An 11,870-nucleotide genomic window follows, 5' to 3' on the forward strand; every position below is an offset into this window, starting at 1 on the left:
CATGAAGACGACAGTCCGAATCCCGCGCACCCCCAGCACCGGGCGCCTGGCACGAACGGCGGCGGCCACCGTGGCGCTTTGCCTACTGGGCGGCGCAGGTTCCGCCTACGCTTACTGGGCAACTACCGGTGCCGGTTCCGGAGCGGCAACCAACGGCACCATGCAGACCGTCACGGTGGACGCACTCGTCCCGGGCGATACCCTGCAGACCAGCTTGGTGCCCGGCGGAACCGCCGACGTCATTCTCCGGGCCAGCAACCCCAACCCCCATCCGGTGACCATCTACGGCGTCTCCGGCAACGGTCCCGTGACCGCCGACGCAGCCCACTCCGGCTGCACCACCACGGGTGTCACCTTTACACCACCGCCGGCACCGTTGACGCCTCCGGTCACCATTCCCGCGAGCAGCTCAATCCTGCTCACTCTGCAAGGCGCGGCATCGATGGCCGCCACCTCCCTGTCCGCCTGCCAAGGAGCCCAATTCGGTGTTCCCGTCACGTTGGAGGTACGGAAGTGAACCGGCACCGCACTGTCCCCGTCACCGCTTTCGGCAGGTGGAACCGTCTTGCCCTGATCGTCGTGGGAATCCTCCTCGTCTCGTGGGGCGGTCCGGCAGCCAGCGCGTTCTGGGGCTCGTTGGGCTCCGGCTCCGGCTCCGCAAAAGCAGACGCCGTAGCCCAGGGCGCCAAGCCCACCACCACGGTTTCCGGCGCCAACGTCACCGTCACCTGGACGGCAAGTACGACGGCGGCAGGACGGCCCGTGGGCGGCTACAGCATCGCCCGCTATGGGACAGCAACCGGCGGAACCAAGGTTGCGGCTACCGGTGGCTGCAGTGCCGCCATCGCAGGACTGAGTTGCGTTGAAACCAGTGTTCCTGCGGGGACCTGGTACTACACAGTGACGCCCCTGCTCTCCCTCTGGCAGGGCGCTGAGAGCGCACGCAGCGTTGGTACGACACCCATCACCGACACTACGCCGCCACTAGCTCCCGTGATCACGGCTCCCACCTACGTCCATCAGGGCAACGTCACCAATTTCCTTGTTGGTGGCACCGCGGAGGCCAATTCAACAGTGGTCCTCACCATCACCGGCGGCGGGGCCGGGCCCGTTACCCAAAACGCCACCACCAGTAGCGCCGGTAACTGGAACGCTGCACCGTTGAACCTCACGGCCTTCAACCCGGGCACCATCACGTTCTCCGCCAAGGCAACTGACGCGGCGGGTAATACGGGACCGGCGGGCACGACGACATCAACCAAGGACGTCTCATCTCCCACGGTCACGGGGGTGCAGTTGATCAACGGTGGCGGTACCGCCGGCAGCGGAATCATGGCTCCCGGCGACAAGGTCACCCTGACGTTCTCCGAACCGCTCACCGCCAGCTCCATCTGCACGGCGTGGACCACCAACACGGCCCAGTCGCTCAGTGGCAACGGAGTTGTGACGGTGGCAGTCTCCGCGGCCAACGACCTCACAGTCACCAGCAACGGATGCACTGTCGGAAAGGTAGCGCTTGGAGCTATCTACACCTCGACGGGAATGACGTTCTCTGGAAACGGAAGCAACGCCTCCATCCTGGCGTGGACTCCCACCCAGACATCCGGGACACTGACCATCACCCTCGGAGGAGGGAACATAGCCGGGGACAAGACAGTTACTTCAACCTCAGTGTTCCCCACTTACACCCCAGGATCGGGCATGACCGACCTCGCAACCAACCCGATTGTCCCCGGTGGGGTAAACGGCGCACCCTCCCGGTTCTGATCCCTCCATCGATCCACAGCAGTACGTCACAGATAGTGCCCCTCAAAGTGATGAGGGGCACTATCTGTGCCTGATCCCTGAGTAGGCCAGCGCTCGGAGCGTAACCTTGAAGCGGACGCCAGCGCCGCCGTCGTACGTTTGATCCTGCGACGAAAGGCGAGCCGCCCCTTGAAGGCTGTAGCGGAAATGTTCACGATGGGTCCGGGAAACAAGGACCACCATCCCGCCCTTCGCTGCGCCGTAGGCGTGTTCGTGCCACTGATCGCGTTGACGCTGCTGGGTCGACTGGATCTGGCAGTGTTTGCGTCGTTCGGGGCTTTCACCGGAATTTATGGCCGCAATGAACCGCATAGCGTGCGTTTCCGGAGCCAACTGCGGGCCGGCGGCTTCATGCTTTTCATCATTCTTTGCGCCACGTTGATAGCCCGGGGGGAGCATGCCTGGGGCCTCGATGCTACCGCGTATTCCTGGCTCCTGATCGTCGCCACCACCGTTGTGGCTGGTGCCTGCTCCGTGGTGGTAGCTGCCTGGCGCCTCCGTCCCGGAGGCTCCCTCTTTCACATTTTTGCTTTTGCTGCGATCGCTTCGATTCCCACCCAGCCGCCCTTGTGGGAGGCGATGCTGGTGGCAGTCCTGACCACCGGCTTCTGCCTGTTGGTGGGCATGTCGGCGCGTGTGGTCAAAAGCCATCGGACGCCATGGAAACGCCCCCCGCGCATCCGCCACACACCTGCCGAACGCCGGGCCATCTGGCTTGAAGGAGGGGGCTACCTCATAGCAGCTGGACTGGCCGGGACCATCGCGACGTTGGTGGGGGAGCGGCTCGGATTTGGCCACACATACTGGGCCATGGTGGCGGCGGTGGTGCCGTTGGTAGGCCATTCGACCCGGCATCGGGTGAGCCGAGGTATCCAGAGAATCGCGGGAACCATGGTGGGCCTGGTGTTGCTCGCGGGCATCCTGTGGCTCAACCCGGCGCCGTGGGCCATGGTGCTGGTGATAGCTGCGTGCCAGTTTGGTGCGGAGATGTTCATAGCCAGGCAGTACTTCATTGCACAGCTTTTCGTCACCCCGCTGGCGCTGATTGCCACGCTCCTCGCAGCGCCGGTGGACCCGGGCCTGCTCCTCCGGGACCGCATCATCGAAACCGTCATAGGTGCAGCTGTGGGTGTGGCAGTGGTTGTGGCACCGGCCGTGTGGCGCCGTGTCCGGGTGCGGCAAGCCGCCCTGAGCGAAGCCTGATCCGGTTTATTCGCTTCATGGATTAGTATCAACTGGTTAGACAAGCGAGATACATGTCTACCAAAGGACTGGTGTGAGCGACAAGGACGAACGCAAGGGATATTGGTACGGGCTGGAGAGCCGCAAGCAGATGGGCGCGGTGGACGTCCTGAACGCACTCAGGGACTACCGGACGGCCGAAGCTGACATGCGGCGCCGGACGCGTGCCTCGATGGGCATGGGCGAAACCGACCTGTTGGCGTTGCGGTACCTGCTTGAAGCCGAGCGTGCCGGCCGCGAGGTGGGCCCGAAGGAGTTGGCGGTACGGCTGGGGGTGACCTCGGCCTCCATGACGTCACTGGTGGACCGCCTGGTGAGGTCCGGCTACGTAACCCGAGAGCCGCACCCAACTGATCGTCGAGCCCTTATTCTGCGCCCGACTCCGGGGTCGGACCAGGAGGTCCGCAGCACCCTGGGCGACATGCATTCGCGCATGATGGAGGCCGCTGAAACGCTGAGCAGCAAAGACTCCGCAGTGGTGGTTGAGTTCCTTCGGCGCATGCGAAAGGCGATCGACAGCGTCTCCTCTTCCTGACGCACAGTTGGACATAATTGATAAGTACACATATAACTAGATAGCCAAGCTACTTACTAGTGAATGTGTGGGACAAGACGATGACAATCGCGCTGCGTGAACCAAGCTCCACACCAGTCGCTGAGAATGACGTTGACGTCATCACGGAACAGGTCATTCCTGCGGGTCCCGTACATTGTGGTTCACGGATGGCGATTTCCGCCGGGCCTACCTTCGATTCGATGCAATGGGTTTCCGTCGAGCCGATCTGGCCGGAATGGGCCTGCGGTTGCGGCTTCCGGATGGACATCGACGCCGTCGATCCCGTGAGCGGGGTCTGGATCGCAGCCCTTCGGCGGCAAAGCCTGCAGCATGAGCTCGCAATATCCCAGAACACCTTGGCGCTGGCCTTCAAGAAGGCCGTTGACGCCGGAGTCAACCCGCTTGCCCTCGCCGAGGTGGCAGGCGTGCCCGCCGCTGAGATTGAACAGCTCCTCCAATGACGCTCATGGATACGGCGGCCGTCCGCGTTGATCGCGGGGCCGCACCTTCCGACGTCGTCCTTGGAGGACGCTATCGGCTCGGCAAGCAGTTGGGTGGGGGATCCGAAGCCTACGTCAAGGAAGCTCTCGACCTCCAGGCAGGCACCACTGTGGCCATCAAGATCTTCAGGGCCACGGAACCGGCCAACGACGCCCCGTTTCGCCGCGAACTGGACATCCACGGTCCGTTGCGCCACAAGAACATCGCCAAGGTGGTCTCATCCGGAACCACCGGGGGCGAGGACGTCCATGGCCATCACAACTATCTTGTGATGGAACTGATCAAAGGCCAGGACCTGCGGACCCTCCTCGACCAAAGGCCGGCCTCTCCACGGCAAGCAATGGAGTGGATGAGCGGAATCGCAAGGGCGCTGACGTTCCTTCACCGACGCGGGATTGTCCACAACGACATCAAGCCCGGCAACATCCTGGTGGACTTCGCTGGTGACCCGGACGGTGTAGGCGTGGCCAAGCTGACCGATTTCGGCATTGCCCTCAACGGACGGCATTCCGCGCCGAGCTCCTCGTCCGGGACGCCACATTACCTGAGCCCGGAAGAAGTCTGCGGGGGCACGTCAACTGCTGCCAGTGACATCTATTCGCTGGGATTGGTTGCCCTCGAATGCCTCACCGGCACAAAAGCCTTTCCTGGCCCTCCCCTCGAGTCCATGGTTGCAAGGACCCTGGGGGAACCCCGAATTCCCGGCACGGTACGGCGGCGCTGGTCCATGGTGCTTCATGCCATGACAGACCCCGATCCGGCGGGTAGACCGTCTGCCAGCCAAACCGTCGGTATGCTCCGACGGCTCAGCTGGTAGCCATCAATCAGGTCGATAGCGGCGTGCGCTCTCATGCCGAACTGGGACCTAATCACGAAAGAGAGATGAAAAATGGGAATCATTGGTTGGATTATTTTGGGTTTGATCGCCGGCGCCATTGCCAAGGCCATCCTGCCGGGCCGTCAGGGTGGCGGCTGGATCGCTACGCTGCTCCTGGGCATCGTTGGCGCCATCCTGGGTGGATGGATCGGCAGCGCGCTGTTCAACGTTGGCATCAACGAGTTCTGGTCGCTGTCCACCTGGCTGCTGGCCATCGTGGGCGCACTGATCGTCCTGGTTATCTGGGGCCTGGTTACGCGCAAGAAGGCGTAACTGGCTGACAGCCTGAGGCCCCGTCGCCGCGTTTCACTACGCAGGCGCCGGGGCCTCTGGTCTTTTAGGCGGCCGTTGTTGGCCTGGCAGGGAAGCGCGAGATAGACCAGGAGCCAGGCCCCGAAACCGGTCTCGCGGAGAGGGACGGCGATAAAAATCACCCACTTCTGACGAGTGTCCCACCATGGGTGGTCCTGGCCCTGCCGGTCACATTTCTCCCGTCCAAGCCCGGCTGGGTGCGGCTCCCCGGGCTCGGCTACGCTGCTCGACGTCACCACCCACCGCACGCTAAGGGCCAACGATGCACTCTTCAGTCGCCGCCGTCATCAAAGGGCGGCCGGGACAGACCCGCAAGCCCGGCATCTTCGGGACAGCCGTGGGCGCCTTCGGAGTCACCGCCATCATGGGCGTCCTCGCTGTGGTCCTGCAGGTGTTGGGGCAGCGATCCGCGCACCTTGGGCCCGGCTACTCCGGCTGGGCCGAGGCTGCGGCGGAGTCCCCGGTGGCTGCTGCGAGGTGGTTCCTGGGAGACATGACTGAGCCGCTCTTCTACAAGTCGGACCTCGCAGCCCTTGGACTGTTGGCCGGGGCCGGGTTGTCGTGGTGGATCGGCCGCCGGCGAGGCCGGGTTGAGCGGGGCCGGGACAAGCGAGGTGGGGGCCTGGGTCCTTGGATCCTTGCGTCGGCTTCGCTGAGTTTGTTGCTGTCCAACCTGGCATTCGGATGGATGCTCGATGACGGGTGGCAGCCAACGTTCGTGCCTTTCGTTTGCGTGGCCCCGGCCGTGGTGATCCTCTATGGGCCGGGGTGGAGGACGTGCATCACAGGCGCGGTGCTCGGTGCGGCCACCGTCACGCCCTTGGCGTTGATTTTCATCCCCACCGTCGCCAGCCCCCTTGGCCTGCCGCTTGTGGTGGCAAACGTCCTGGCGATGTCCGGGGGGTCCGTCCTCGCGTTCCTGGTCGCGCGACAATTGCCGTGGCTTCACCTGCGCGAGCCGGGCCTCCAACCAGAACGGAACCTGCCGGCGTCGGGCCTGCCCCGAACGGTCGTCGGGGACGCTTTGTGGGCTGCGCGGCGGGTCATCCGGGACTTCACGGAGACCCACTTCATCGCCAAGGGGCTCGCCAGCGCCGGCATGATTTCCGGGGCTGCCGTGGCGTATGTCCTCAACCCGGGGCTGCCGGCGTACGGGACCAACCTGCTTCCCCACATCCTGTTCGCGCAGGCGCTCACCTCGGCCATCGGCGTCGTCCTCTGGCGGGGCTGGTACCGGGACGAGGGTTGGGTCGCGACCTATGCGTCCGTGGTGTCCGTAGCCCCGGCGGCGGTCCTCGCAACGGGGGGCTCCTGGTCCGGCGTCGTCGGCGGGGCGATCCTGGGTGCAGTTTTGGCACCGCCCCTGGCCCGGGCTTTCTCCGCAAAGCTGCCCGCGGATTTCCACCCGGTCATTGGCAACACGGCCGCCATGGCGGTATCGACGGCGGTCACGTTGCCGTTGCTTGGACTACTGCCTGCCTGAGGCAGGGCCGGCCGCCGGAGCAATTCCGGAGGGTCAGCCCCCGACGTGGTGAATCGTGAAGGCGCTAAGGAACCCGACGGCGGCCGTCAGCCCGGTCAGGTTGTGGTGCTCCTCGAAAGCTTCGGGAATCATTGTGTCGGCCAGCATCGCCAGAATACCGCCGGCTGCTATGGCTGTAATGAAGGCGATCACAGTTTCAGGCGCGTTCTCGAGGGCGGTGTAACCCACCAGGGCAGCAAGTCCGCTGAAGACCGCGATGCCAATCCAGGTACCGAACACGTAGGCCGGGCTGCGTCCGGACTTCTTCATGCCTGCAGTGCTGGACAGGCCTTCGGGGACATTGGAGATGAAGACGGCGGCCAGCATCGCCGGACTCACGGCGCCACCGGCCAGGAGTCCCACGCCAAGGACCACCGATTCGGGTATGCCGTCAATGAGCGCACCCACGGCGATAGCAGTGCCGCTTCCGGGCGAGTCCTTCTCGCTGGGCTGTGGCTCGCTGGAACGCTTCCGGTGCTTCGCGCCCGCGCGGGCCAACAATACGTTGGAGCCCACAAAGATCAGTGCGCCCAAAAGGAAGCCGAGGACCGTGGGGATCAAACCGCCGCCGTCCACGGCCTCGTCCACCAGCTCGAAGGCCAGTGCAGATATCAGGACCCCCGCGCCGAAGGCCATGACCGTGGACACCACCTTGGCGGGTACTTTCCACATCCACGCGACACCGGCGCCCAGGACCAAGGCCCCGCCTGCCAGGGTTCCCCACATCAGGGCCTGCAACCACATCGGCATTGACTTGCCCTTTCATCACCGGTCCATATGCATCAAGCAGTGTTTCATAAGGAGCCTTAGAAGTTGCAAAAAGTCTTGAGGTTTTCCTGAGGGACTGTTGCGGGTTTGCAGGATTGGTTCTTGAGGGTGGCCCGGCAAAGTAATTCCTGTCAGCCAAACAGGCCGACGCGAACTGGCCGGCCGGTCTCACGGTGGCCTACCGAAAGGACACTGATTCCCATGGCCATCAGCCTCAAGACCACCTCCGGCAAGATCCTCGCCTCCGTCGCACTGGTCGGCACCGCAGCCGCCGTCGCCGGCATGGGAACCTACGGCGCGTTCACCTCCTCCACCTCAGCCTCACAGGCCGTCACCGCAGGAACCGTCACCATCGCCCTGGGCACCGGCGCCAACAACACCCTCAACGTCCCCGTCGCCGGCCTGCTGCCCGGCGACAAAGTCGAAAAGCTCGTCACCTTGGCCAACACCGGAAACTCAGACCTGAACAACGTCACCCTCACCACCTCCGCCGGCGCCACCGGGTCCCTGCTCACCACCGACACCACCAACGGCCTCCAGCTGAGCATCGAAAACTGCTCCGTCGCCTGGACCGGCACGGCCGCCCCCTACACCTGCGCCGGCACCAAAACCACCGTCCTGGCCTCCGGACCGGTGATCGCCGCGAACAAGGTCCTGAACAACCTGACTTCCCTGACCAACGCCAAGACCGACAACCTCAAAGTCACCACCGCCTTCCCCACCACCGCGGACAACACCTTCCAAGGCGCCACCTCCACCATCGCCTTCTCCTTCACCGGCACCCAACGCACCGAAACCACCAAGTAACCACAAGCCCCGCCGGGCCTGATCGGGCGTCCCCCTGCCCGATCAGGTCCGCCGGCTTTTCCTGAGCCAGACTTGAGGAATTTCCGCAGCAAGCCTGAGCCATGCCATTCACACTGGGAAACAGAAGACGAAACCCCTACCGGAAGGAACGCCAGGACAATGAGCGCACTGAGCACCATCCCCACCCCAGCCCTCCGCGGCCGGCGTTCCGCGAAAGCCGCCCCGAGTGCCGCCGTCGAGCACGTAGCCCCGGGTGCCGCCGTCGCGAGTGCCGCCGTCGAGAGTGCCGCAGGCACCCAACGCGGGGCCCGTCGGGTTGCGGGCCTGGTTGTTAAGTCCGTCGGCATCGGCATGCTGGTCCTGGCGGCGCTGGTGTTCCTGTTCCTTGCGATCGGCCCGCGGGTGCTGGGCTACCAGACGTCCACCATGCTGACCGGCTCCATGGCCCCGCTGATCAACCCGGGCGACGTCGTCGTGACGGTCCCCACCCCCATCGCCGACGTCAAAGTTGGCGACATCATCACCTACCACATTCCGGTTGAAGACCAGCGGGTGGAAACCCACCGCATCACCGAAATCACCGCAACGGCCGATGGCGGCGTGGCTGTGCAGACCAAGGGCGACGCCAACAACGGCATCGATCCATGGATCGCCACCTTGCAGGGCAAGACCGTGGACAAGCAGGTGGCAACCATCCCGTACGTGGGCAACGCGATCCGTGCGCTCCGCGAACCCATGGTTCGAAACATCCTGATGTACGGCGCGCCGGCAATCCTGGTGATCGGCATGCTCGCCTCCATCTGGACCAAGGACAGCACCAAGCCGACGCCGAAGGCCGCCGCCGAGCCGCAGGCGGCCAGCGGTGAGTGAGGGACCGGGCATTCCCGCACTGGAACCGTGCAGGCTGCAGGCGCTGGCCGAGGAGTTGGGCGACTCCCGGCCGGCGCTCCGTTTGCTCTCGACCTATCTGTCGATGTTGCCCGGAAGGATGCTGAGGATCTCCACCGGGCTGTGCCAAGGCGACAGGGAGGCGAGCATGGATGCCATCCTGAGCCTCAAGATCTCCTCTGCAATGGTGGGCGCCCTGGAGACAGAAGACCAGTGCCGGGCCATTGAAACGATGATTCGCGAAGACCACTTGGACGTCGCAGTCCAGGCGCTGCCCGAGCTACGACTCTCAACCGACCGGTGCTTTGCGGCGGGGCCGCAACTGCTCGGCACTGCGCAGAGCTCCCTGTGTCGGCCGCCCCGGACGCCCCGGGCACCGAGGCAGGGTTAGCGACCCGCGAGCACGTTTGGGTCGGCGGTTTTGAATTCGCGGGGCACCAGGACCAAGGCGGCAACGGCCAGCAGTCCGGCGATCGCGAACACGTAGAAGCCCGCCGGTAGGCGATGTTGGCAGCAACCAAAGTTCCCGTTACTGCCGGGCCGACGATTGCGCCGAGCCTGCCAACGCCGGCGGCGAAGCCCAGCGCGGTTCCCCTGAGCCGGGGTGGGAACAACTGGCTGACCCACGCATAAACCAGTACCTGGGAGCTGAAGACGAAAACGCCGGTGACGAACACGGCGGCATTGAGCAGGAATTCGTTCGGGATCTTGACGCTGAGGATTGCCAGGAGCACCGCGGACAATCCAAACCACAGCAAAACGATCTTCTTGGTTCCGTGCTTGTCGGCGAGGAACCCGGCCAGGAACAGGCCTGCAACAGCGCCCAGGTTCAGGACCAACAGCAGCGTCAGGCCAGTGCTTACGGGGTATCCGGCGGCGGCCATCAGCTGTGGAAGCCAGGTGTTCAGCCCGTAAACCAGCAGCAGCCCCATGAACGAAGCGATGCCGATTCCCAGGGCAACCAGGGGGTATGGCTTCTGCAGCAGGTCACGGAAACCGGTCTTGGGTGCGGCCTGGCTGCTTTCAGCGGAACGCACGACGGCGGCCGGGGCCTTGGTAGCCGGGGTGGACGCGGCGTGGGCTGCTTCGGGCAGGGACTCGGGCAACTTTGCCCAAAGGAAAGGCAGAAGGACCAGGCCGGCAGCGCCGCCGACGATAAACATGAGCCGCCAGTTCGGGACGATCAGGATTGCCAGCAAAGCGGTTGCGACGGCGCCAACGTGATACCCCGTCATGGTCCGGGTGGTGGACTTGCCTGCTGAGCCCGCCGGGGCGTAATCGTTCATGTAGGCCAGGGCGGCGGGAAGGCACGCGCCCAGCCCCAACCCGGCAAGGAGGCGCAGCACTGAGAAAACTGCCACGTTCGGTGCGAACGCGACGCCTATGGTGAAGATCGAGAAGCCGGCGACGCATGCGATCAGCAGTTTGCGGCGGCCGAACGTGTCGGAGAGGGGTGCGATGAACAGCGCACCCAGGCCTACGCCCACCAGGGAGATGGTGGCGGCGAAGGTGGCACCGACTGCATCAAAACCCAACTCCCCGGTCTTGATGAGTGTGGGTATGACAGTCCCCAGGACGACCAGGTCGAAGCCGTCCAGCACCATGGCTAGCCAACACAGCCAAACGGGCCATTGAGAGCGGTGGGCAGATGGCATCGTTGGCATAGCGTCCTAGGTACGTCGTGGTGGTGCGTTTTGATGATGGTCCCAGCCGCCAGAACGGCCGGTCGGTTATGAGAGTTGTATCACCGTGGAATGTTGTCTGGCACACGTTCTACCATTGAATGGAAGGCGTCGTTCGATGCTTTCTGTTCTGGATGGCTCTAACTGAGGATGGCATCGTGGCTAACTCCGCATCCGGGGATTCCGTGGTGGACCGCGTGGTGCGGGTCATCGAGGCATTCCCTGAGGGTGTCACCACTCTGCAGCTGACGGAGTTGGCAGATCGGGCGGGGCTCCCGTTGTCATCTGCCCATAGACTGGTCCGTCAGCTTTCCCACCATGGGCTTCTGGACCTCGGGGCCGGCGGCACGGTCCGTTTGGGATTGCGCCTGTGGGAACTCGTCAACCGGAATTCGCCCACGCTGGCCCTCCGGACGGCAGCCATGCCGTTCATGGAGGACATTCAGCAAGTCCTCAACCAGAACGTGAACCTGGCTGTCCTGGATGGGTGGGAAGCGCTGTTCGTGGAAAGGCTCTCCCGCCGCGGGTCGGTGGCCAACCGCGCGCAAATCGCTGGTCGCATGCCCGTGCACATCTCCTCAGCCGGCTTGGCCCTGATGTCGCACCAGTCCCGGGAGCTGCAGGCCGAGTACCTCCGACAGTTCAACGACCCAGCCGGGAAGGTGAGCGCCGACGTCGTGCGCCATCTCCTGGCCGAAGCCGCCCAACAGGGGTACGCGCAACTGGCTGGGGTGGTGGATCCGGACACGTGGGGAATCGCCGTTCCGGTGATGAACGGGAAGCGGAAGACGGTTGCCGCATTGGGGGTCGTAGTGCCCCTGGCCGAGATGCGGCTCCAGGCGCTGGTGCCGGCCCTTCAGACTGCCGCCCGTGGAATCGGCCGGCAACTCGCCTAGCCCTCGATTTCCG

The 11,870-nt window shown here is 64.4% G+C and carries 13 protein-coding genes and 1 pseudogene; 12 read left to right on the forward strand and 2 right to left on the reverse strand.

The features are described 5' to 3' along the window. The first annotated feature begins 1 nt into the window (after window position 1). From AC5RU9_RS17185 to AC5RU9_RS17220, 8 genes are all read left to right on the forward strand, one after another. Window positions 2–517: a hypothetical protein gene (locus AC5RU9_RS17185; RefSeq protein WP_494017377.1), complete on the forward strand. Its 516-nt coding sequence runs from the start codon at window positions 2–4 to the stop codon at window positions 515–517. Continuing rightward, window positions 514–1,767: an Ig-like domain-containing protein gene (locus tag AC5RU9_RS17190; protein ID WP_494017378.1), complete on the forward strand. Its 1,254-nt coding sequence runs from the start codon at window positions 514–516 to the stop codon at window positions 1,765–1,767. The genes AC5RU9_RS17185 and AC5RU9_RS17190 overlap by 4 nt, the downstream gene beginning before the upstream one ends. 168 nt (window positions 1,768–1,935) lie before the next feature. Further along, complete coding sequence (locus AC5RU9_RS17195) at window positions 1,936–3,009, forward strand: FUSC family protein (RefSeq protein ID WP_494017379.1); 1,074 nt, start codon at window positions 1,936–1,938, stop codon at window positions 3,007–3,009. A gap of 73 nt (window positions 3,010–3,082) precedes the next feature. Further along, window positions 3,083–3,583 carry a MarR family winged helix-turn-helix transcriptional regulator gene (locus AC5RU9_RS17200; RefSeq protein WP_494017380.1) on the forward strand — a complete coding sequence of 167 codons (501 nt, stop codon included), beginning with the start codon at window positions 3,083–3,085 and terminating at the stop codon, window positions 3,581–3,583. An 80-nt stretch (window positions 3,584–3,663) separates the two neighbouring features. Further along, a complete protein-coding gene (locus AC5RU9_RS17205) occupies window positions 3,664–4,065 on the forward strand; it encodes a hypothetical protein (RefSeq protein WP_309992912.1) in 402 nt (133 codons plus the stop codon). Next, window positions 4,062–4,922 (forward strand): serine/threonine-protein kinase, encoded by an 861-nt coding sequence (locus AC5RU9_RS17210; RefSeq protein WP_494017381.1) that lies wholly within the window; start codon window positions 4,062–4,064, stop codon window positions 4,920–4,922. The genes AC5RU9_RS17205 and AC5RU9_RS17210 overlap by 4 nt, the downstream gene beginning before the upstream one ends. 72 nt (window positions 4,923–4,994) lie before the next feature. Next, window positions 4,995–5,255, forward strand: a complete 261-nt coding sequence (locus tag AC5RU9_RS17215; protein ID WP_211712160.1) for a GlsB/YeaQ/YmgE family stress response membrane protein — start codon at window positions 4,995–4,997, stop codon at window positions 5,253–5,255. 301 nt (window positions 5,256–5,556) lie between these two features. Continuing rightward, window positions 5,557–6,777 carry a hypothetical protein gene (locus AC5RU9_RS17220; RefSeq protein ID WP_494017382.1) on the forward strand — a complete coding sequence of 407 codons (1,221 nt, stop codon included), beginning with the start codon at window positions 5,557–5,559 and terminating at the stop codon, window positions 6,775–6,777. A gap of 33 nt (window positions 6,778–6,810) precedes the next feature. Here AC5RU9_RS17220 and AC5RU9_RS17225 read toward each other — a convergent pair whose 3' ends face one another. Further along, window positions 6,811–7,566: a ZIP family metal transporter gene (locus AC5RU9_RS17225; RefSeq protein WP_494017383.1), complete on the reverse strand. Its 756-nt coding sequence runs from the start codon at window positions 7,564–7,566 to the stop codon at window positions 6,811–6,813. 219 nt (window positions 7,567–7,785) lie between these two features. Here AC5RU9_RS17225 and AC5RU9_RS17230 point away from each other — a divergent pair, with 219 nt between their 5' ends. The 3 genes from AC5RU9_RS17230 (at window position 7,786) to AC5RU9_RS17240 (ending at window position 9,670) form a co-directional block, all read left to right on the forward strand. Next, on the forward strand, window positions 7,786–8,391 hold the full coding sequence (locus tag AC5RU9_RS17230) for a TasA family protein (protein ID WP_494017384.1): 606 nt from the start codon (window positions 7,786–7,788) through the stop codon (window positions 8,389–8,391). 159 nt (window positions 8,392–8,550) lie between these two features. Further along, on the forward strand, window positions 8,551–9,261 hold the full coding sequence (locus AC5RU9_RS17235; protein ID WP_494017385.1) for a signal peptidase I: 711 nt from the start codon (window positions 8,551–8,553) through the stop codon (window positions 9,259–9,261). A gap of 118 nt (window positions 9,262–9,379) precedes the next feature. Next, complete coding sequence (locus AC5RU9_RS17240; RefSeq protein ID WP_494017542.1) at window positions 9,380–9,670, forward strand: Hpt domain-containing protein; 291 nt, start codon at window positions 9,380–9,382, stop codon at window positions 9,668–9,670. Here AC5RU9_RS17240 and AC5RU9_RS17245 read toward each other — a convergent pair. Further along, window positions 9,667–10,943: pseudogene (locus AC5RU9_RS17245) on the reverse strand (MFS transporter). The gene AC5RU9_RS17240 and the pseudogene AC5RU9_RS17245 overlap by 4 nt on opposite strands. A gap of 176 nt (window positions 10,944–11,119) precedes the next feature. Between AC5RU9_RS17245 and AC5RU9_RS17250 the strand changes: the two are divergent. Next, window positions 11,120–11,857, forward strand: a complete 738-nt coding sequence (locus AC5RU9_RS17250; protein ID WP_494017386.1) for an IclR family transcriptional regulator — start codon at window positions 11,120–11,122, stop codon at window positions 11,855–11,857. Window positions 11,858–11,870: the final 13 nt, after the last annotated feature.

This window comes from Arthrobacter sp. B0316-5-4 (assembly GCF_059090325.1).

What these genes read in the sequence shown, in the direction of transcription:
- AC5RU9_RS17225 (WP_494017383.1), bottom strand. Translation starts at nt 7,566, where the DNA reads ATGCCGATGTGGTTGCAGGCCCTGATGTGGGGAACCCTGGCAGGCGGG.
- AC5RU9_RS17235 (WP_494017385.1), top strand. Translation starts at nt 8,551, where the DNA reads ATGAGCGCACTGAGCACCATCCCCACCCCAGCCCTCCGCGGCCGGCGT.
- AC5RU9_RS17240 (WP_494017542.1), top strand. Translation starts at nt 9,380, where the DNA reads ATGCTGAGGATCTCCACCGGGCTGTGCCAAGGCGACAGGGAGGCGAGC.
- AC5RU9_RS17205 (WP_309992912.1), top strand. Translation starts at nt 3,664, where the DNA reads ATGACAATCGCGCTGCGTGAACCAAGCTCCACACCAGTCGCTGAGAAT.
- AC5RU9_RS17210 (WP_494017381.1), top strand. Translation starts at nt 4,062, where the DNA reads ATGACGCTCATGGATACGGCGGCCGTCCGCGTTGATCGCGGGGCCGCA.
- AC5RU9_RS17215 (WP_211712160.1), top strand. Translation starts at nt 4,995, where the DNA reads ATGGGAATCATTGGTTGGATTATTTTGGGTTTGATCGCCGGCGCCATT.
- AC5RU9_RS17220 (WP_494017382.1), top strand. Translation starts at nt 5,557, where the DNA reads ATGCACTCTTCAGTCGCCGCCGTCATCAAAGGGCGGCCGGGACAGACC.
- AC5RU9_RS17230 (WP_494017384.1), top strand. Translation starts at nt 7,786, where the DNA reads ATGGCCATCAGCCTCAAGACCACCTCCGGCAAGATCCTCGCCTCCGTC.
- AC5RU9_RS17185 (WP_494017377.1), top strand. Translation starts at nt 2, where the DNA reads ATGAAGACGACAGTCCGAATCCCGCGCACCCCCAGCACCGGGCGCCTG.